The organism is Marinitoga sp. 1197, assembly GCF_001021165.1.
Classification (GTDB): Bacteria; Thermotogota; Thermotogae; order Petrotogales; family Petrotogaceae; genus Marinitoga.
On the sequence record NZ_AZAY01000011.1, the window covers coordinates 1 to 23,105 of the forward strand.

Here is a 23,105-nt window from a genome sequence, read left to right on the forward strand (position 1 = left end):
AAATACCTCTCTGCTTGATTTAGCAAAGAGGTTTGTCTTCAATCTGAAACAATCTGAGATATCTATCTCAGATTGTTTTTTATTAATATGTCTATTAAACTTTCAAAAGATAAACCATAGGCATATGCTGATTGAGGTAAATCACTTAATTTTGTAAGTCCAGGTATAGTATTTACTTCAAGAATATAATAATTTTCACCTTTCACTATTGCATCAATCCTTGCAAAATCCTTTAATTTCATTAATCTAAATATTTTTTGAAAATCTTTTTTTATTTTTTTTTCCAATTCAAATGGTATCTTTGCAGGAATTTCAAATTCGGTCATACCTTCTGTATATTTAGCCTCATAATCGTAAAATTCCTTTTTTGGCTTTATTTCAAGTATTGGTAATACTATAACTTCTTTATTTTTTTCTATTATACTAACAGATATTTCTTTTCCTTTTATAAATTCCTGAATCAACATTTCTTTATATTCCTGTAATTCATGTTCAAGAAATTTTTTATATTCTTTATAATTGTGACAAACATGTATGCCCAAACTGGATCCACTTCTTCTTGGTTTTATAATCAAAGGAAAATCAAAATGCGGTTTAATAAATTTCTTTGTTGATATATAAGCCGGAACAGAAAAATCCTTCTCAATAAATCGCATAAAAGATAATTTATCAAATGTATTTTCAGAAACTTTTGAATTAGAACCTATAAATTTAACCTTTAATTCCTCTAATATCTTTTGCAATGTTCCATCTTCACCTTCATAACCATGAACCACATTAAATACAAGATCTATGTATTTATATTCTTTTAAAAATTTATCAAAATCATATTTTAAATCATATTTTGATACTATATATCCCAGATTTTTTAATGCTTTTTCAACATTTTTAGCGCTTACTATTGAAATCTCTCTTTCATTTGAATTACCGCCATATATTAATCCTATATTATAATTCATTCAACTCACTCTCTTTAAAAAATTTCTTTTCATCGGGACAATATAACATTTCCTCTTTGTTTTTTTTCTTATAAAACAAAGGACCATTACATGAAGGACATCTATAATCCGAAGGTTCGTCCCAGAACATTTCACCACATTCAGAACATTTGAAATATATTTTCCCCTTTTTACTCTTTAATTTATGAACTTTACTGCCACATTTTGGACATTTACCTCTGGCGGGCAATGGAGCTGTATATTTACAATCCGGATAATTTGAGCAGGCTATAAATTTACCAAAACGTCCACTTTTTATTATCAGGTCTCCACCACATTCTGGACATTTATCACCCGTTTTTTCTTCTTTTCCTTTTTCAGGTAGAATATTATCCTCGGATAAATATACATTATTATCAATAGTTACGCCCAATATCCCTTTAGAAAGACCTTTATTTTCACCACATTCTGGACATTTTAAAAATAAACCATATCTTCCAAATTGAAGTTCCATTTCCACATTACACTTAGAACATTTTATATTAGATTTATAATAAAAATCTAAAGATTTTTCTTTCATTTTCTGTTCTGTTGTATTTAAAAATTTTTCGAAATCCTTATAAAATTCACTTAAAATACTTTTCCAGTTTGTTTCTCCAATTTCAATTTTATCCAATTTCTCTTCCATATGAGCTGTAAATTTAGCATCAACAATTTCAGGAAAATTTTTTTCAAGTAAATCTGAAACAATAAAACCAACAAGCGTGGGTATTAAATTACTTTTTTCTTTTATTACATATTTCCTATTTAACAATGTTGTTATTATGGTAGCATAAGTTGAAGGTCTTCCTATTCCTTTTGATTCCATTTCTTTCACTAAAGATGCCTCTGTATACCTTGATGGGGGTTTTGTTTCATCTTTTTCTGTTTTCAATTCTATATTTTTTAATTCTCCGCTTTTAGGTAATTCGTATTCTTTTTCACCTGTAGAAGAAGACCAGAATTTTTCAAATCCATCGAATTTTCTTTTCCTTCCTACAACTTCAAAAGTATATTTTTTCGATGCATCCATAATGGTATATATCTTTTCTGTATATATAGATTGAGACGATTGTGAAGCTATAAATCTATTCCATATTAGTGTATATAATTTTAAATTATCACCTGAAATTAGCTTTTTCGCTTTTGCAGGGTCTATATAAACATCTGTTGGTCTTATTGCTTCATGGGCATCCTGGATTTTTTTCTTTGATTTTTTCACCTTAAAATGCCCCGTATATTCTTTACCATAATTCTCGTTTAAATAATTAAAAGCTTTTTTTTGTGCTTCTTCTGATATTCTTGTTGAATCTGTACGCATGTATGTAATAAATGCAAGTGGGCCATCGCTCGTTTCTATACCTTCATATAATTTCTGTGCTATTTGCATAGTTTTTTTCGAAGACCATCCAAATTTTGATATAGCACTTTGCTGTAACGTACTGGTTATAAATGGCTGCGGAGGATTTCTTTTTGCTTCTTTTTCTTCAACCTTTTCTATATAAAATTTTGTTTCTTTTAGATCTTTTAATATTTCATTTTTTTTCTTCTCATTAATACTTTCTTTTTTATATTTTTTTCCATTTATCTTCACTAAAGGGATATCCTGATCCATATATTTCAAAAAAATTTTATAAAACTCTTTTGGTTTAAATTTAAATATTGCCCTTTCCCTGTCAACCAGAATTTTTAACGCAGCGGACTGAACCCTTCCGGCACTTGTGTTATAATTTTTCAAAATTCTCCATAATATAGGACTTATTTTATACCCGACTATTCTGTCAAGTATCCTTCGGGCCAATTGTGCTCCAACCTTTTTGTCATCTATTTTTTTTGGTGATTTTATAGCTTCCAATATGGTATCTTTTGTAATCTCAGAAAAAACTATTCTATTTTCTTCATCTTCATCTAATCCCAATAAATAACTTAAATGCCAGGCTATAGCTTCACCTTCTCTATCCATATCCGGTGCAAGGTACACTTTTTTCCCTTTTGTAACTTTTTTCAACTCTGCTACAACCTTTTCCTTACCTGGCATCAATTCAAATTCTGGTTCGAAATCTTTTTCTATATCAACTCCAAATTTCTTTTGTGGAAGATCTCTTATATGTCCTTTTGAAGCTACAACTTTATAATCGGATCCAAGATATTTTTCTATGGTTTTTGCTTTCGCAGGAGATTCAACTATAACAACATTTTTTTTCTTTTTTGTCATTATTTTTCCCCCATATTCGTAATTTTAATTTTTCTTCCCAGGTTTTTATGATATTCAGTCCAATGTTCATTATTAGACTCCTCAATATGACTTCTAACCTGCTCAATTTTTGAACTTAAATTATCTGCAAAATGCAAAATAAATGCTTCCAGTGTTTTTGGAACAATTGGACTACCCCATTCCAATTCTCCATGATGAGAGGCTATCATATGAAGAATTTCATCAAGCATTTTCTTTGGAAATTTATTTATTTTTTTTGCATATTCAGAAACCATATTAATCCCTATCGCTATATGTCCAATTAATTCACCTTCATCTGTTTTTTCAATTCCTGTTGGGGTAATCTTATATTCTCTTGTTTTTCCTATATCATGCAATAGTGCTCCTGCTATAAGTATGTCTTTATTTACAATATTTTTGTAATTTTCTGCTATTGAATTACAGAGTTTTGCAACATCTATAGTATGTTCTAATAATCCATGCTTGTATGCATGATGAACATTAATTGCTGCAGGAGCGTATGAAAAATCCTTTTCAAAATTCTTATCTTTAATAAAGATATAAGATAATAATTCTTTTATATGAATATTTTTTATATTATTTATAAAATTAATCAATTCATCCTTTAAATGTTGCACATTTTGAGTAGAAGTTTTTATGAATTTCTCCGAATTTATTTCAGAATCTTTTAAAATATATATACTATAATTTTTCTCCAGATTTAGCTGAAGCCTATTTTCAAAAACTACTATTTTACCTTTTATTCTTATAATATTACCTATATTTATTTTTTCTGAATTTTCTCTTGCATTAAACCAATCAATAGCTCTTAGTCTCCCAGTTTTATCAGTTATTGTAAAAAGCAAAAATTCTTTTCCATCTTTAGTTGTTTGTAGTCTTTTGCTTAAAACTTTACCCTCTATTTCATAAGTTTCACTTGGTTTTAAATCAGATATATATATATCCTTTATTAAATCATCAGATAATTGGCCTTTTTCTCTTAATAAATCTCCAAGATTCATACCACCATTTTTCATATTATTCCTCCTCTATATAAACGCGTGGAACCCTTTTAGTTATTTTTGACGTTATATCATAATTTATTGTTCCAGCTAATCTTGCCAGATCTTCTGCATATAGGAAACTTTTTTCTTGCTCTCCTATTAATACAACCTCTTCACCCAATTTTACTTTTTCAATTTGTGTAGTTTCAACTACAAACTGATCCATACAAACTCTTCCTATTATATTACATTTTTTCCCTTGAATCAATACATAACCTTTATTCGATAATTGTCTAAAATATCCATCGGCATACCCAACAGGTATAGTCGCTATAGGAATATTCTGTTTTGAAAAATATGTTCTGCCATAACTTACACTTTCATTCTTCTTTAAAATCCCCACTCTTGCAACAACACTTTTCCATTGCAAAACAGGCTTTAATTTTTTTTCTTTTTTTATATCTGATGGTTGAAGACCATATGTTGCTATTCCAGGCCTTACATAATCCAGTGTGTATTCTGGGAAAAATAATGCCCCTGCTGAATTACAAATATGCTTTATAGGGATATCGATATTTGAATTTTCAATATGACTAACAATATTTACAAATTTATCATATTGTACTTTAACAAAATCATCCAGATTATCTGCTGTTGCAAAGTGGGAATATGCTCCATGAATATTTATATTATATTCCTTTATTAATGTGATTATATTTTCTATCTCTTCTTCGCTTATCCCCATTCTATTCATTCCTGTATTTATATTTATATGAAACTTTATATTTTTTATTTCTTTTCCAAAATAATCAATAAGTTCTTTTAATTGCTTCAAAGAACCTATTGTATAAATATACCCTTCTATATTTTCTTTTATATATTCAGGTGAAACGTAATTAAAAACAAGTGTTTCTATATCTATACCGCTTTTTTTTATTTCAATTCCTTCTCCTAAAAAAGCTACCGCAATCAATTTAATTCCCATATCATAAACAACTTTTGATAATTTCACAGCGCCATGTCCATAAGCATCAGCCTTTAAAACAGGAATAACGGATGTTTTTGCTTTTTCTTTAATCAGTTCTATATTATGAATATACTTTTTAATATTTATTTCCACAAAAGTTTTTCTATCAAACATACTTGCACCTCCGGTGTTACACGTTTACAGCAATTATTCACGCTGCCGCGAGCTTTTGATTTATATTTTTTAATTATCCCACAATTTATATAAAGCTATATAATAATAATGTATAAATATTAAAAAAAAGTTACAAGGAAAATGCCTACACATTTAATATCTAACAAATGTTATAATTACCCTGGAATATATTTAATTTTATTTTTAAGGAGGTTGACTATGAGAAAAGATTTATATAACTGGAAATATCAAAAAGTAGGTGAAAAGGTTATAGAGAATCTAAAACGCAAAAAACACGATGCTTATCTCGTTGAAAAAAAAGAGGATGTAGTTCCATTATTAAATACAATCATGAAAGAAAACTCTAAAGTTGCTGTTGGTGGAAGTTTAACTTTAAACGAGTGTAACGTTCTTGAATTTCTAAGAAGTGGAAGATTCAATTTTCTGGACAGATATAATGCGTCAAAAGATGAATTAGAAAATATCTATTTTGAAATGTTTAAAGCTGATTACTTTTTATGCAGCGCTAATGCGATTACAGAAGATGGAAAAATTGTACAATTAGATGGAAATGGCACAAGAGTGGCTCCAATGATTTTTGGTCCAAAATATGTAATAATTATAGCAGGAATGAATAAAATAGTTCCAGATTTAGACAGTGCCAACAAGAGAATAGAATACATTTCTCCGATGAATTCAAAAAGATTGAACTTCGATACCCCATGTACATATACCGGAAAATGTGATGATTGTCTTTCACCAGAAAGAATATGTATTCATAAAGTTATAGTTGAAAGTGGAGTAAGACATCCCGGGAGATTTAAAATTATTCTGGTTAAAGAGGATTTAGGATTATGAGTAATCTGATTTTTGGATTTATAATGCTTTTGCTTACTATAATTTTATATATACAATTAAAATTTAAAAAAGGAAATAAAGAGTTTAAAAAAGCATTAAAAAAAGGAAATAAAAATCTTATCCAAAATTCAATTAGAATTTTTTCTATATTTTTAATAATAGGAATTTTGCAGAATTTTCTTTCTACAGAAAAGGTAGGAGATTTTCTTTTAAATTTTTCTGGAATCAAGGGAATAATAACAGGTTTATTTACTGGATCCTTAATGATGGGACCACCTGCTTCAGGATATCCAATAGCTCAATATCTCTTTGCAAATAATGCCAGTGTTTCTCTTGTATCCTCTTTTTTGTTATCTTGGGTAATGCTGGGAATTATATTTATAACATATGAACTTCAAAATTTTGGAAAAAAATTTACTATAATACGTAATATATTAGCTATAGTATCAATAATAATTATTTCTTATTTAATGGAGATGATACTATGAAAAACCTTATAAAAAATTATAAAATAGAAATAGTTATATTTCTTATAGCTATAATTTTAATAGTGTTTAACCCTAATAAGGCAATATCAGGTTTTAAATATGCAATAAAAACGTTTTTTAATTTGTTTCCAATAATAGTAAGTGTAGCCTATTTGACAGGATATATATCAGAAATTATACCGAAAAATGTTATCATTAAAATTATTGGTAAAGAAAGCGGAGTAAAAGGAAAGATTTTAGGAGGTATATTTGGTACATTAATGGTAGGACCATCCTATGCTTTTTATCCTTTTTTTGCTGAATTAATAAATAATGGTGCAAATGTTGGAGTAATAGCTGTAACAATTGCTGCATGGTCTATCAAGATTCAATGGCTACCATTTGCGCTTTCTATACTAAATATAAAATTTATTTTACTTTTAAATATTTTTATAGTAATTTATGCTTTTATTAGTGGTTATATAATGGAATGTTTTTTAGATAGAAATCAATTTGATTAAATATAAACCATAATGCTTTGGTAAATAAAATTTAATACAACAAAATTATAATTATTTCGTATGCGAATATTTCGCATACGAAATAATTATTTATGAGGTGATTCAATTGAATAAAAGTTTTGAGATTATTGTTTTAATAAAAGAGATAAAAGAAAATTTCAAAAAGTTTATGTCTGAACATTTTAACAATATGCAATTTACGCATTCTCAATGGATGTTATTGGGAGTTTTAATGAAGAATGGAAACATGAAAATTAGCGATTTAAGTAAAAAAATGGGATTATCTAATAGTACAGTTTCAGGAATTATAGATAGATTGGAAAATCAGGGATTTGTGAAAAGGGCAAGAGATGAAAAAGATAGAAGGAAAGTTTTTGTTGAGATAACGGAAAAATTTAAAGAAATTGCTGAAAAAAGCCATATCAATGTTGAAAAGCAAATGGAAGAAATGTTGAAAAATGTTCCAGAAGATGATTTAGATAAAGTTATTGAAGGATTAAAAATATTAAATAATATTTTGGAGGAGAGATAAGATGCTAAAGATAATGAAGTATTTAAAGCCATATAGTTTATATTTAATATTAGCGATAGCATTATTATATATTCAAGCGATGACTAATCTTGCATTGCCGGATTATATGTCAGATATAGTAAATGTTGGTATTCAACAAAGCGGTATAGAAGATACCTTACCAAAAGCGCTTTCTAATACAACTATGAAAAGATTATTTATGTTTATGGATAAAGCAGAAAAAGAACTTGTTTTAAAATATTATGCATACATAAAAAAAGGAAGTAATGAATATATATCACAATATCCATTATTAGAAAAAGAGGATATTTATGTAAAGAAAAATTTTTCTAATGATTCAAATCTGGAAAAAATATTTGCTAAATCATTTATTGCAGTAAATGCAATAGAAAGAGGAGAAACAGAAGGTTTAAAAATAAATAAAAATTCAAAATTGGATATATTTAAATTATTGATATTTTTGCCTTTAAATAAAAGAATTGATTTTGCAAATAACATATATGAAAAAATAAATATATTAGGGGATGAGATGGTAAAACAATTCCTTATTCAGTCAGTGAAAACAGAATATGAGAAATTAGGAATAGATTTATATAATTCTCAAAAGAAATATATATTAAAAACAGGGGTATGGATGCTATTAGTGACATTAATTGGTGTCATAAGTGCTATAATTGTTGGATTGCTAGGTTCCAAAACAGCAGCAGGTTTAGCGAAGGATTTAAGAAAGAAAATTTTTTCAAAGGTGGAGAATTTTTCTGGAGAAGAAATGGATAAATTTTCAACAGCTTCATTAATTACAAGAACCACAAATGATATCACTCAAATACAAAATTTAATGGTTATTTTAATTAGAATAGTGTTTTATGCACCAATACTTGCAGTTGGTGGTTTGATTAGAGCACTTGATAAAAGTCCATCTATGTCATGGATAATAGGGGTTGCAGTAATATCTTTATTGGTGTTTATAGGGACAATATTTGCATTTGCATTGCCTAAATTTAAATTAATACAAAAATTAGTTGATAAGCTTAACCTTGTTTCAAGAGAAAGTTTAACAGGAATGATGGTTATAAGAGCATTTAATACCCAAGAGAGAGAAAAAAAGAGATTCGATGAAGTAAATAAAGAGTTGACAAAAACAAATTTATTTGTAAACAGATTGATGGCTTTTTTGATGCCTGCAATGTTATTTGTTATGAATGGAACAATGTTATTGATTGTATGGGTAGGAGCACATAAGATAGATAATTTCAACTTACAGGTTGGAGATATGATGGCATTTATACAATATGCAATGCAAATAATATTTTCATTTTTAATGATGGCAATGATATTCATTTTATTTCCAAGAGCTTCGGTTTCTGCATCGCGTGTTGCGGAGGTTTTAGAAGTAGAACCGACAATAGTGGATCCTGAAAAACCTAAAAATATTAAAAAAACAAATGGTAAAATAGAATTTAAAAATGTATATTTTAAATATCCAGGCGGAGAAGATTATGCATTAAAAAATATAACCTTTACGGCAATGCCAGGTCAAACAACAGCTATTATTGGCTCTACCGGTTCAGGGAAATCAACACTTATTAATTTAATTCCAAGATTTTATGATGTTGATAAGGGACAGGTTTTAATAGATGATATAGATGTAAGAGAATTAACTCAAAATGAGTTAAGAAAATATATAGGGTATGTTCCTCAAAAATCTGTTTTGTTTAGTGGAACTATTGAATCAAACATAAAATATGGAAATGAAAATTTAACAGATGAAGAAATGGAAAAAGTTGCAGATGTATCAGAGTCTCTAGAGTTTATTAATAAGCTACCAAAGCGATTTAAAGAAGAAGTTTCTCAAGAAGGTAAGAATTTTTCTGGTGGTCAAAAACAGAGATTATCTATAGCAAGAGCACTTGCAAAAAAGCCTAAAATTTTAATTTTTGATGATAGTTTTTCTGCGCTTGATTTTAAGACAGATTTATCTGTTAGAAAAAAGATGAAAGAATATACTAAAAATAGCACTATAATAATAGTTGCTCAAAGAATATCTACAATTATGAATGCTGAACAAATTATTGTATTAGATGAAGGTGAAATAGTTGGTAAAGGAACACATGAGGAATTAATGAAAACATGTTCAACATATAGAGAAATAGCTTATTCTCAGTTATCAGAGGAGGAGTTAGCATGAGCAAAGAGCAAAGAGAAAATAGAGGACCAGGTGGAGGTCCAATGATGCGTGGACCTGTTGAAAAGGCAAAGGATTTTAAAGGTACAATGAAAAGATTAATAGCATATTTGAATCAATATAAATGGACATTGTTAATATCAATACTCTTTGCTATGGCCAGTGCAATTTTTTCTATAGTAGGACCTAAAATTCTTGGAAAGGTTACCACGAAAATATTTGAAGGTGTTATGGGAAAAATAATGGGTAAGGCAGGAATAGATTTTTCATATATAGCAAATACAATGATAATACTTCTTGGCATATATGTATTAAGTGCTTTGTTTGGATATATTCAGGGATGGCTTATGTCAGGAATTTCTATGAAAGTAACATATAATTTAAGAAAAGAGATTATGGAAAAAATCCACAAAATGCCTTTGAAATATTTTGATGGTACAAATCATGGTGAAATATTGTCGAAAATTACAAATGATGTAGATACAATAACACAAACATTAAATCAAAGTTTATCTCAAATTATTACTTCAATCACAATGATTATTGGTGTTGTAATAATGATGATAACTATTAGTTGGCAAATGACTTTAATAGCATTAATAGTTTTGCCTATATCTGCTGGGTTAATGATGTTTATTATAAAACATTCTCAAAAATATTTTAAAAAAAGACAAGAATATCTTGGGCATGTTAATGGGCACGTAGAAGAAATGTATGGTGGGCATGTTATTGTAAAAGCTTTTAATGGTGAAGAGAAAAGTATAAAAAAGTTTAATATTATGAATGATGAGTTATATAAGTCCGAATGGAAGTCTCAATTTTTATCAAGTATGATGATGCCTATAATGAATTTTGTAGGAAATCTTGGATATGTAATAGTTGCAGTAATGGGAGGTTGGTTTGTAGTAAAAAGGATAATAGAGGTTGGAGACATACAAGCTTTTATACAATATATGAGGTCATTTACACAGCCAATAGCTCAAGTTGCAAATATTTCTAATATATTCCAGCAAACAGCAGCTTCAGCAGAACGTGTTTTTGAATTTTTGGATAAAGAAGAAGAAATAGAAGATAAAAAAACAACGATAGATTTAAAGAAAATAAAAGGAAAGGTAGAGTTTAGAAATGTGAAATTTGGATACAATCCGAAAAAAATAGTAATAAAGAACTTTTCGGAAATTATTCATCCTGGACAGACTGTGGCAATAGTAGGTCCAACAGGTGCTGGAAAAACAACTTTAGTAAAATTATTAATGCGATTTTATGATGTAAATGATGGAGCAATTTTAATAGATGATTATGATATTCGAGAATTTTCAAGATATGATTTAAGATCATTATTTGGAATGGTGTTACAGGATACATGGTTATTTAATGGAACTATAATGGAAAATATTAGATATGGAAAATTAGATGCAACGGATGAGGAAGTTATAGAAGCTGCAAAAATGGCACATGTAGATAGTTTTGTTCACGCTTTACCTGGGGGATATAATATGGTTATTAATGAAGAAATAAATAATATTTCTCAAGGAGAAAAGCAGTTAATTACTATTGCTAGAGCCTTTTTAGCCAATCCTAAAATTTTAATTTTAGATGAAGCTACAAGTTCTGTTGATACAAGAACAGAATTAAAGGTGCAACAGGCTATGGAGAGGTTAATGAAAAACAGAACAAGTTTTGTTATTGCACACAGATTATCAACAATAAAAAAAGCAGATTTAATTATTGTAATGAATGAAGGAGATGTTATAGAACAAGGAACGCATGAAGAATTACTAAAGAAAAATGGATTTTATGCTAATATGTATAATTCACAATTCGAAATTGTAGGGAATTTTTAAATGAAAAATAAGCTGTTTTACTTTTTAAACACGGTAATTTTATAATTAGTCAATATATTTAAACTTTTGTTTTTTTTGAACATATATGATATAATTTTTTTAAAAAAGATATGGGGTGTATTATGAGAAAATATGATGATTATCATAAAAGTGTAATGGTAGAAGAAGTGTTAAAGTTTTTAATAACAAAGGACGATGGTATATATGTAGATTGTACAGCCGGCGAAGGCGGTCATATTAAAGCTATCTATGAAAAAACAAATGGGAAGGCAAAAATAATAGCAGTGGATGTGGATTATGAAGTTCTTGAAATAGCTGAAGACAGAATAAAAGAAATAACAAATAAAATAGAGTTTTTCAAAGCTTCTTATAAAGACATAGATATTGTTTTACATGGGCTCGGTATAAAGAAAGTAGATGGTTTTTTAATGGATTTAGGTGTTTCAACATTTCAATTAAAAGGGGAAAAGCGCGGATTCACATTTATGAAGGATGAGCCACTCGATATGAGAATGGATCCTGATTCAGATTTTACCGCATGGACAGTTATAAATGAATATCCCGAAGAAGATCTATCAAAAATTATTTTTGAATATGGCGAGGAGTTTAAATTTGCAAGAAGAATAGCAAGATATATAGTTAACTCAAGACCAATTAACACTACTTTCGAACTTGTTGAGGTTATAAAAAAAGCGTTGCCTCCAAAGGAAAGATACCGCCGAAAAAGGCATTTTGCAACTAAAACTTTTCAGGCCATCAGAATAGAAGTTAATAGAGAATTCGATAATATTAGAACTGCTCTTGAAAAATTCCCTGATTTTTTAAATACTGGAGGAAGAATTTGTATCATTTCTTTCCATTCATTGGAAGATAAAATAGTTAAAAATTTTTTTAGAAATAATGAAAAACTTAAACTTTTGACTAAAAAACCTATTTTGCCAACAAACGAAGAAATAGAGTCTAACCCCAGAGCAAGGAGTGCTCGCATTAGGGTGGCCGAACGGATTTGAAAGGGGGCTAAACTATGGAAAAACGCCTAAAGTTTTTTCCAGCAATTAAACAACGAACAGCAGCACAGATAAAAAGTATTTCTGTTTCATTTGTTGTTATTTCATTTTTAGCAATATTAATGGTAGGATTCATTGTCGCTACATTAAATTTCGGTAACAGAATACAAACTTTAAAAAATAATGTATCCAGTTTGAATTCAAGAATTTCGGATTATCATACGAAGATTCAAACTGTAACCACCGAATTAGAATTTTATAAGCAAACGCTTATCATAATGGAGGAAGAATGATTTTGTGCTACGTAACCGTTTAACTTTACTCATTATAGTATTTCTATATATCTTTTTAATTTCCTATGTTTTATTTTTAAAACCTTATAGTTTGAATGAAAATTATAAAATAAATGAAAGTAACAAAAAATTAGCGACCTTATTAGATAAAGAAGGTCGTATTATTGCTGTTGACAAAACTATTTATGAGGTATGGTTGGACTTAAAAACTATAAGAAAAAGAAATAAATTAGAAAAATTAAAACCTCAACTGAAACGTTTTTTAAATGAAAATGACTTTAACAAATCATTTATATTACTTGGAAAATTTGAAGATATATTAGAACTAAAAACCTATATCCCAGGCAACATTTTAAAATATTCAAGAATATATAAAACATATGAAAGAAATTATAATTCTTCATATGATTTGAGAAAAAATATTGGTGAAATAGGGAAAACTGAATATGGCATAGAACCGTATCTATATAAAAAAGGGTTTTTAAGCACACAAAGTATTCAATTATCTTTGGATCTAAAAATGCAAAAAATTGCTTATGAAGAACTTTCAAAAATGATTTCAGAGCAAAATGCCGAAGGTGGAACTGTAATAATAATGGAAACAAGAACAGGAAAAATCAGAGCAGTGGTTTCACATTATCCATGGAATATGGCGTTTATGGGATATATAGAACCAGGTTCCACAATGAAACCTATAATATATTCCATAGCTCTTGAAGAAGGATTGATCTCTCCGTATCAAAAATTCACATTATCTCCATCCATTTCACCTGTAGATGGTATTAATTTTACAATAAGCGAAGTTGAAGGTCATTCTTTTAATAATATTGATGCAAAGGATGCAATTGCTTATTCATCTAATGTTGCGGCTGTAAAAGTAATGAAAAAAATAATGGAAAATTTTTCCAATGAATGGTTATATAACAAACTTGATCAAATGGGCTTTGGAAAAAAAACTGGTATAGAATTCAGCAAAGAAATTAATGGGGTTTTTACCAAACCTGATAATTGGTATAAAATTACACCTTATCAAATTGCAATTGGTCAGGGGATTGGAGTTACACCCATACAATTAGTCTCAATATTTAACATTTTTGCAAATAACGGGAAATATGTAAAACCCACATTTTTAGAAAAAAATAAATCAAAAAGTTTTCAGGTTTTTTCTCCTGAAATTGCAAATTTAATGAAAGATTGGTTAAGATATACTATGCTTAAAGGTACTGCCAGAAAAGCTTATAAACCCGGTGTTTTAATTGCTGGTAAAACAGGAACTGCGCAAAAAGCTATATCTGGAAAAGGTTATTCAGATAGATATTATTCACTATTTGTAGGATTCTTTCCTGCATCAAAACCCAAATATACTATTGTTTCTATTATCGATGATCCTAAAAAGGAATATTACGGTGGTGAAGTTGCTGCCCCTGTAGCAACAAATATTTTTTATAGATTAGAAGATTTTAAATATTCAAACAAATTCCAAATAGTTGAAAATTATCTTCCAAATCTTAAAAACATGACTCTAACAGAAGCTTTGTTTATTTTAAAAACTCTCGGTATCAATGAAAAAAAAGTGATATTATATGGAAATGGCAATTATGTTGTAAGGCAAATTCCTGATATTTCTTATAATATAAAAGATATTGATTTTGTAATATTATACTTAGGAGATGAAAAAAATGAAAAAAATACTGATATTCGGTGATTCTAAGATAAAAAAAGATATAGCATTAAAAAATTTCTATAATATTGAAATTTCAAATATAAGCATTACTCCAGATTCACCTTCTCCTATCGATGAAATAAAAAATAATGTTTTATCTAATTCTTTGTTTGGAGATAAAAAAAATGTTATTATAAAAGATTTTAATAAGTTTAATAAAAAAAATCAAAAAGAAATTTTAGATATTATAAACAACATATATTCTGAAAGTATAGAAAATCTTATTATATTAAATAATACAAAAATAAAAGCAGACTTTGAGGAATTTATAGAATGTTCATTACCAAAACCCTGGGAAGATGAAAAATGGATAAAATATATAAAAGATATTGTCAGTTTTTTTGGAAAAAAAATTGAGGAAAATGCTATTTCATACATTTTAGAAACCTATGGTAATGATGACAATTATTTATTTGAAGAATTAAAGAAAACTGCCATATATTCTGATGAAGTTATAACATTAAATGACATAAAAGAAATCGGCACTACACATATAAATATTAATTTTGAAGAATTTTCATATCTTCTTTCATCAAAAAGAAAAGAAGAAGTATTAAAAATGGCTAAAGATTTTTTATCTTCTCCAGATTTTAATATTATTTCTTTATTAGGTTATTTGTTTAAATACTTTTTTGACCTATATCGTGTTATAATTAATGTAGAACCAAAGAAAAAATTTAACTGGCCAGAAGTACAAAAAATTGCTCAATTAACAAATGTTTCAAAAATGCGCGTGAAAAAATTTTTGGGTGTAAAATTCAAAAATGAAAAGATATTTTATGCCAATCATACTCTTTTTTATAAGAAAAAAGATATTATGGATATTATTATAAAACTTGAAGAATATGATCGCATGGCTAAAATTGGCGAAAAAGGAAATTTGATATTATTAGATTTAATATATTATATTTGTGGGTGATAATATGAGTCTGGGGAAAAGTATATATGAATTAACAAATTTATTTACTATTTATCGCTGGAATAATAGACCTGCGTTGTTGAGATTTACAGAAGCAGATAATGTTTTTCACAGTTTAATTCTGGACTTAATATCCATTGAATATTTAAATAAAAAGGGTTATAATCTGCCTATTTCTTCTAATATTAAAGCAAAAATATTCAAAGAACTACCAAAAATTATTCTGTCTGATGTTTCATTAGATACCAAAAAAAGGATATTAGAAAAAGATGAAAAAATGTGGAAAATGGTTCTGAAAAAAAGTTATGATGAATTGAAAGAAAACAAAATTGTTCAATTTTTCGAATCTGATTATGACATAAAATTCAAAAAATATGCTCAATTCATTGATTTAATGGTTTCATTAAAAGAAATGGAAATTAACAGTAGAATATTCCCAGAATATTTTGAAGGTCCAAAGCAGGAAACTGAAAAGAATTTGAGGAAATTGAGATTAAATTTGGAACATATAAACGAATTGGAAAGTATATTAAATTATGTATTAAAAACCTCAACACGATTAACTACCATGTATAGATGGAATAAAAACCACAGAAATGTAAAAAGTTCTGTTTCATCTCATACTTTCATGGTGGTATCTACCGCAATTATATTTTATTATTTGGATAATAGGAATAATGATAAATTATTAGATGAAATAATTATTGCAAGTATTTTGCACGATTTTCCAGAAGCATTTACTGGTGATGTTATAACTCCAACTAAAAAGAAAGTTAAAGGGCTTGAAAATATTATATCAACAATAGAAGAAGAGATGATAGAAGAATGGCTAAAAAGGGATGAAGATACAATATTAATATTTGAACGATTTAAAAAGTACATGATAAATCCTTTTGATAATGAATATGGCCGATATGTTAGAGCTTCTGATCTTTTTAATGCCATGCTTGAATGTGCCATTGAAATAAAATCCGGAAATTCGCAAATATTATTTCGGGAGGCCTTTTTTAATATGAAAAAGGAATTAAAACAATTTAATTTTGATTTTATATATGAATTGATTGATGAAATTGAAAAGTTGACTTTTTTTAACTAAATCCCCTATAAAATTTTTTAATATAAATATGCATTTCATCAAAAAAGGGGGGGTATTATGTTATATTACATAATCATCGTACCGTTAATTGCTTTAGGCTTTGCTATGTTTAATTATTATTCCGTTTTAAAACTGGATGAAGGTACAGATAAAATGAAAGAGGTCGCCTTGGCTATCAGAGAAGGCGCAAAAACATTTGTAAATCATGAATATAAAACTATTGGTATATATGTAGTGTTTATCTCCATTCTTCTTATGATTGTAACAGACATAAATGTTGGCATTGCTTTTATTCTTGGTGCATTAATGAGCGGAAGTGCTGGATATATTGGTATGAAAATGGCTACATATGCCAATGTAAGAGTTTCAAACACTGCACGAACTACTAAAAATATAGGAAAAACATTGAAAGTTGCTTTTCAGGGCGGTAGCGTAATGGGATTGTCTGTTGCTGGATTTGCATTATTGGGGTTAATATTGGTTTATATAATATTTGGTATCTGGCGTGGACAATTAAATAAGGAAAATATAGTTGTAATAAGAAATTGGTTAGGAATAAGTTATATCCCATTCGCTATGACTGTTTCAGGATATGCTCTTGGCTGTTCCATCATTGCAATGTTTGATAGAGTCGGTGGTGGGATTTATACCAAAGCTGCTGACATGGGAGCTGATTTAGTAGGAAAAACAGAATTAAATTTACCAGAAGATGATCCAAGAAATCCCGCAACAATAGCTGATAATGTGGGAGATAACGTGGGAGATATTGCAGGATTAGGAGCTGATTTACTGGAAAGCTATATTGGAGCAATTATCTCTTCTGTTGTTTTAGTATTGTACGCTAGTTTTTTAATATCAAAAGATATTAAAGAAATTTCATATATTACAACGTATAAATTATCAACTTATCCTGTTTTTTTCACAATATTAGGATTGATTGGGGCGATGATAGGAATATTATATGTAATATTTAAAAAGTGTTCTGATAATCCGCATAAGGAACTTAATATTTCGCTATTTTCCTCTGCGGCAATTACTATAATTTTAACCTTTTTTTTAAGCGTCTATTATTTAAAAGATTTACCTCAAGACGAATTAAAATTAATGAATTTCAGATTTGGTGTTTATTCTCCATGGTTATCTGCAATAGTTGGCATTTTTTCCGGTATTATAATAGGTTTATTAGCTGAGTATTATACGAGTGATAAATATAAGCCTACAAAAGAATTAGCAAAATTTGCCAAAGGCGGACCTGCTATTGTAATATCAAAAGGTATGGCGTTGGGAATGAAAAGTGTTTTATATCCTGTTTTTATGTTAATGTTTGGAATCTTAATTGCAGATTATTTTTCCGGTTTATACGGTGTAGCTATGGCAGCAATGGGAATGCTTTCGTTTGTTGCTGCAACGGTTTCTGTTGATTCGTATGGACCGGTTGCAGATAATGCTGGTGGTATAAGTGAAATGGCAAAATTGGATCCTGAAGTAAGAAAAATTACTGACATGCTCGATTCTGTTGGAAATACAACTGCTGCAATTGGAAAAGGATTTGCTATTGGATCAGCTGCATTTGCGGCTTTATCATTATTTGCATCCTTTGTTTATTCCCAAATAAATCCTTCCATGCAGGTAGATTTAAAAAGTTTTTTAAATATAAATCTTTTAAGTCCAAAGACAATAGCAGGCGCATTGTTTGGAGCTGCTTTACCGTATTTTTTCAGCGCATATTTAATTGATGCTGTGGTAAATGCCGCAGAAAAAATGGTTGAAGAGATCCGCAGACAATTTAAGGAAATTCCAGGATTAATGGAGGGAAAAAGCAAACCAGATTATAATAGATGTATTAAAATAAGTAGTGATGGCGCATTAAAAGAAATGAAAGTTCCATCCTTAATTGCAGTTTTAACTCCTTTAATATCAGGATTCATATTTGGAACAGATTTTGTAGGTGGATTATTGGCAGGAACCACTTTTAGCGGTGTTATGCTGGCAATTTACACAGCAAATTCTGGAGGAGCATGGGATAATGCAAAAAAATATATTGAAAATGGAAATTTAGAAGGTGAAGGGAAAGGTACGGATGCTCATAATGCCTCAGTTGTAGGAGATACTGTTGGCGATCCTTTAAAAGATACTGTAGGTCCTTCCCTTGATATTTTGATAAAAATCATGGCCGTTACTTCATTAATCACAGTTTCCATATTTAAAATATATCATTTATTCTAAATGTTAAATAATTACAAAGTAATTATTTAACAGTTTTTGATTTTGGTTAAAATAAATTCTTTGCATATAGCCCACTGCAAGTGTGCTATCTATTGGGAGCGATTATAGTGGAAAGTTTTAATGGTTTCTTGAGAGAAACATTGTTTGGAAAAGATTATTTAAAAATAATAAATAACAGAATTTTCCGTGTAAGAATCACGGAGAGGTTTCTGTTTAATTATGATTCATATTTAAATATATCAAAAGCTTTAGAATCTTTAAATGAATTCGGTTTGATTTTGCCGGAAAAAATTGTGTATAATGATGAAAAATACTATATTTATACAGAATATTGGAATGAAGTTCCTATTACTGAAATAAAAATAAATGAAGAAATTTATTATAATATTTTATACAGAGTTTATGATATCGTCGATAGACTGACACATTCAATGAACTTTATCATTCCATATATTTACATTGACGATATTTATATTGATGAAACAGATAATATTACTTTAATACCTTCTGTTTTTATCCCTAAAAAAAATACCAAGATTATCCTCAATGAAAAAAACGATGAAAATGGTGTTATAAATGTGTTAAAAATTTTAGCTAAAAAATTGTATAATTTAATGAATGTTAAGAATACAAAAATTGAAAATTTTATAAATACTATAGAAAAAGAATCCTTTGAATGTGTTCATGATTTATATACATTATTATTAAATTTCTTTAAACATAAAAAACAATTTGAAAGAATAAAAATACCTCATTTTATAGATAGAGAACTTGAGAGAAGAAAAATTTTGAGAGCTCTGGGAAAAAAACATATATTTATTTACGGAAATCAACGGATTGGAAAAACTCGTTTAATCAAGTTTATGAACTTCAAGTTTAAAGAGTTAAATTACACCATTATTAATGCCCGAAATATAAAAGATATATTTCCCGGATTAAAAATTCCGGAAAACCTAAATATTTTTTACTTTTTAAATCTTATAGAAAATCTAAGACAAAAAGAAAACAATTTTAAATTGATAATAATAGTGGATGATTACCAGGATATTGATATTAAATTTAAAAATTTCATCGAAGAATTAATAATTAAAAGTTTTGATTTTCCATTTTCTTTTATATTATTATCACATATTCCCCCAAAAGTAAAATTCGAAAATACTGAATATATTGAATTAAAACCTTTTGATAGAAAAAAAACTAAAATATTATTAAAAATAATTCTGTCAACGGATTTTTTAAATAAATATCCGGAAATAATTGATATTATATATAACCTTTCAAAAGGATATCCAGGGAATATTTTTCAGATAGTTAAAGATTTATATACTCTTAAAATAATTGAATTTAAAAATGGTGAATATATTTTTTATCCTGAAAAAATTAAAAATAAAAAAATAATAGATTTAGCAACAGAAAAAATTTCCAAAATACCAAAAAATATAAAAAATGATTTAAAACTTTTATCCACTTTAGGATTTAGATTCAATCAAAAAGATATTGAATATCTGGAAAATTTTTTCCACATGTCTTTTGATAAATCAATATTATATGCTCTTGAAAAAGATATATTATTAAAAGAAAATGATGAATATAGATTTTTTAATTTAATATATCAAAATTTATTTCACGAAAGTTTAAATCAGAATGAAAAAGTAAAAATACATGTATATCTGTCTCAAAAAAATGAATCTCTCAAAAAAAAGATATTTCATCTAAAAAATGCAAATAAAGTAAAAAGTGCTATTGCTTTGATCATAAAAGAAATGAAAAAATCTTTATTTAAATGGCAAAATTTAAATTTTATAGATTATGGATTTAATGAAATAAAAGATATGACAGAAAACATTCCATTTTCTGCAATTGCTATATATCTTTCTAAAAAATATTTTTTTAATGAATATAGCGAAGACATGAAACAATATATTGAAAAGATCAGCAAAAGTAAAGTTTATAATTACATTGCTTATTTATTTTTAAAATTCTCTGATGAAAAAAAATTAAGCGAACTTCTTCTTCAGTGGATAAATGACAAAAAAACATCCGATTATAAAAAAGTATTATACATATATTATTATCTCAGTATAAACTCTTCAAGTTTAAATAACGAAAAATTCTTTGAATATTATATCAAATTTGAAAAAATCTATTATAGATACAAACATTTATCTAAATTCAAAACTATTAAAGGTATGATTTTAAATATGCTTGGAATAAAGACTGAAACTGATTTACCTGAATTATCTTTAAAATATTATAATGAAGCTTTGACAATATCTTTAGAAACAAATTATAAGAGATTAACACAAATAGTATATGTAAATATTGCTATATTGTATGAAGGTCTAAATTCTAATTTATCAGAATATTATAATAAAAAGGTTTTGGAAATATCTAAAGAAATAGGGGATTATCATACATACAATAGAATTCTTATTAATATTGCAAATAATAAATTGTATAAAGGAGATATAAAAGATTTTTTCGAATTGATAAACCGCGCAGAAAATTATTCAAAAATAAATAAAGATCATAACAGTTATATTTTAGCTAATGATATAAAAAATTATTATTTTTTATATGCAAAAGATTATTCAAACTTAAATAGTAATATAAGAAAAATAGAGAACTATGTAAAAAATAAATCATTTGTATCTACGAGTTTAAAACATATAAAAGATAATATTTTTATTTTAAAAGCCTTTTTTGATAAAAATAAAACATTGTTAAGCAATAAAAAATATAAAGACTTAATTTCTAAAAATGAATTTTTTCAGAATTTATACAACCTTATGTTTGAAAAAAATGAAAAGCTCGTTTATAATTCATGGTTATTTTTCAAAAATAATCCTTTAATATATTTAAAAGAAGAAATGGTTAGTTTAACTGCTGAAAAATTAGCCCGTTATTCATTTAACAGTGAATTTGAAAAATGGGTATTAGATTTAATCGCAGAATTCAAGGATAAAAAACTATCTTTAGCCATGTTATATGAAGGGTTAGGACTATTTTACAACGTAAAAAATGAAAAATTTAAATCATTAAAATATTTAAGAAAAGCTCAAAAAATTTATGATAATTTATTGATGAAAAATAAATTTGAAGAAATTAACTATTACTTAATCAATCAATTTAAAATCCCAACATTTACTTATGAAGAAATCTATTCTTTAAACTCTAAAATAGAAAGCTATCATTACAATAATTTAATTTCAAAGATTCATTCATATGAAAAAATAAACAATTTGATTATAGATTTATTAAAATCTGACTCTCCAAAATATCTGGTCGATAAAATAGGCGAATATTTAAGAGACGAATATCCTATAAACGAAATATTAATACGTATATTAACCAAAAATTATGAAGTGGAATATAATTTTAATTTTAAAGATGAAAACGAATTAAAAGAAGATCAATTTAACACAAAACCTTTAAAATTATCATATATTTCAGATTATAAAGATTACAAATATCATATTTATCTATCAAATACAAATATTGAACTTTCTCAAAAAGAAGCTGCTGATATACTGGATAATATAATCATCATTGAAGATGTTCTATATTCAATTCTAGATAAGATTACTCATTACGAACACAGCATCGTTGATCCTTTAACTTCTGCATATACAAGAAGATATATGGAAAATAAATTAAAAGAATTATATGGACTATATGAGAGATATAAATTTGATTTTTCAGTTATTTTAATTGATATAGATGATTTCAAAAAAATCAATGACAAATATGGACATCAAAAAGGTGATGAGATATTAACCGAATTGGTAAATTCCTTAAAGAAAAATTTAAGAGAATTTGATATGGTTTGCCGATACGGTGGAGAAGAATTTTTAATTATTTTACCAAATACCAATATTAACGATGCTGAATTGATTGCAAAAAGACTTATAAAAGATATAAATATTGATTTATTAGAAAAAACCAAACTAAACATCACATGTAGTATAGGGGTTTCATCAATTTCCACTACTATTAAAGAACCAAAATTAAAAAATATAATAAAAAATGCTGATGAGGCTTTATATAAAGCAAAAAATAGCGGTAAAAATAGAGTAGAGGTTATGAGAGGAGATTAA

17 protein-coding genes are annotated in these 23,105 nt (G+C 27.3%); 13 read left to right on the top strand and 4 right to left on the bottom strand.

Translation table 11 applies throughout. From position 1 onward, the window contains the following. Positions 1–62: 62 nt before the first annotated feature. From X275_RS03160 to alr, 4 genes are read right to left on the bottom strand one after another with little or no spacing between them, the layout of a single operon-like run. The gene (locus tag X275_RS03160) at positions 63–959 is read right to left on the bottom strand and encodes a D-alanine--D-alanine ligase family protein (RefSeq protein WP_047267499.1); all 897 of its coding nucleotides are present in this window, start codon (positions 957–959) and stop codon (positions 63–65) included. Further along, positions 949–3,192 (bottom strand): type I DNA topoisomerase, encoded by a 2,244-nt coding sequence (gene topA, locus X275_RS03165; protein ID WP_047267500.1) that lies wholly within the window; start codon positions 3,190–3,192, stop codon positions 949–951. The genes X275_RS03160 and topA overlap by 11 nt, the downstream gene beginning before the upstream one ends. Further along, positions 3,192–4,229 (bottom strand): 3'-5' exoribonuclease YhaM family protein, encoded by a 1,038-nt coding sequence (locus X275_RS03170; protein WP_052913579.1) that lies wholly within the window; start codon positions 4,227–4,229, stop codon positions 3,192–3,194. The genes topA and X275_RS03170 overlap by 1 nt, the downstream gene beginning before the upstream one ends. A 1-nt stretch (position 4,230) precedes the next feature. After that, a complete protein-coding gene (alr, locus tag X275_RS03175; protein WP_047267501.1) occupies positions 4,231–5,337 on the bottom strand; it encodes an alanine racemase in 1,107 nt (368 codons plus the stop codon). Between the two features lie 219 nt (positions 5,338–5,556). On the opposite strand from alr, the gene X275_RS03180 reads away from it, so the two are divergent. The 13 genes from X275_RS03180 to X275_RS03240 all read left to right on the top strand — a co-directional run bounded on the left by X275_RS03180 (position 5,557) and on the right by X275_RS03240 (position 23,105). Further along, positions 5,557–6,195: a lactate utilization protein gene (locus X275_RS03180; RefSeq protein ID WP_156168656.1), complete on the top strand. Its 639-nt coding sequence runs from the start codon at positions 5,557–5,559 to the stop codon at positions 6,193–6,195. Next, positions 6,192–6,683 carry a hypothetical protein gene (locus X275_RS03185; RefSeq protein ID WP_047267502.1) on the top strand — a complete coding sequence of 164 codons (492 nt, stop codon included), beginning with the start codon at positions 6,192–6,194 and terminating at the stop codon, positions 6,681–6,683. The genes X275_RS03180 and X275_RS03185 overlap by 4 nt, the downstream gene beginning before the upstream one ends. Then, positions 6,680–7,183 carry a permease gene (locus tag X275_RS03190; RefSeq protein WP_047267503.1) on the top strand — a complete coding sequence of 168 codons (504 nt, stop codon included), beginning with the start codon at positions 6,680–6,682 and terminating at the stop codon, positions 7,181–7,183. Before X275_RS03185 ends, X275_RS03190 begins: the two co-directional genes overlap by 4 nt. Before the next feature lie 106 nt (positions 7,184–7,289). After that, complete coding sequence (locus tag X275_RS03195; RefSeq protein WP_084825091.1) at positions 7,290–7,715, top strand: MarR family winged helix-turn-helix transcriptional regulator; 426 nt, start codon at positions 7,290–7,292, stop codon at positions 7,713–7,715. Position 7,716: 1 nt separating this feature from the next. After that, positions 7,717–9,903 carry an ABC transporter ATP-binding protein gene (locus tag X275_RS03200; RefSeq protein ID WP_047267505.1) on the top strand — a complete coding sequence of 729 codons (2,187 nt, stop codon included), beginning with the start codon at positions 7,717–7,719 and terminating at the stop codon, positions 9,901–9,903. Beyond that, complete coding sequence (locus X275_RS03205) at positions 9,900–11,744, top strand: ABC transporter ATP-binding protein (protein ID WP_047267506.1); 1,845 nt, start codon at positions 9,900–9,902, stop codon at positions 11,742–11,744. The genes X275_RS03200 and X275_RS03205 overlap by 4 nt, the downstream gene beginning before the upstream one ends. A 122-nt stretch (positions 11,745–11,866) precedes the next feature. Beyond that, positions 11,867–12,754 carry a 16S rRNA (cytosine(1402)-N(4))-methyltransferase RsmH gene (rsmH, locus tag X275_RS03210; protein WP_047267507.1) on the top strand — a complete coding sequence of 296 codons (888 nt, stop codon included), beginning with the start codon at positions 11,867–11,869 and terminating at the stop codon, positions 12,752–12,754. A 14-nt stretch (positions 12,755–12,768) separates the two neighbouring features. After that, positions 12,769–13,044, top strand: coding sequence for a hypothetical protein (locus X275_RS03215; protein ID WP_047267508.1), 276 nt, complete (start codon positions 12,769–12,771; stop codon positions 13,042–13,044). Positions 13,045–13,048: 4 nt separating this feature from the next. Continuing rightward, on the top strand, positions 13,049–14,749 hold the full coding sequence (locus X275_RS03220; protein WP_052913581.1) for a penicillin-binding transpeptidase domain-containing protein: 1,701 nt from the start codon (positions 13,049–13,051) through the stop codon (positions 14,747–14,749). Continuing rightward, complete coding sequence (locus X275_RS03225; RefSeq protein ID WP_047267509.1) at positions 14,724–15,686, top strand: DNA polymerase III subunit delta; 963 nt, start codon at positions 14,724–14,726, stop codon at positions 15,684–15,686. Before X275_RS03220 ends, X275_RS03225 begins: the two co-directional genes overlap by 26 nt. Positions 15,687–15,690: 4 nt before the next feature. Beyond that, entirely contained in the window at positions 15,691–16,782 is a 1,092-nt protein-coding gene (locus X275_RS03230) for an HD domain-containing protein (RefSeq protein ID WP_047267510.1), read from the top strand. 57 nt (positions 16,783–16,839) lie between these two features. Next, a complete protein-coding gene (locus tag X275_RS03235) occupies positions 16,840–19,008 on the top strand; it encodes a sodium-translocating pyrophosphatase (RefSeq protein ID WP_047267511.1) in 2,169 nt (722 codons plus the stop codon). 107 nt (positions 19,009–19,115) lie between these two features. Next, positions 19,116–23,105 carry a diguanylate cyclase gene (locus X275_RS03240; protein ID WP_047267512.1) on the top strand — a complete coding sequence of 1,330 codons (3,990 nt, stop codon included), beginning with the start codon at positions 19,116–19,118 and terminating at the stop codon, positions 23,103–23,105.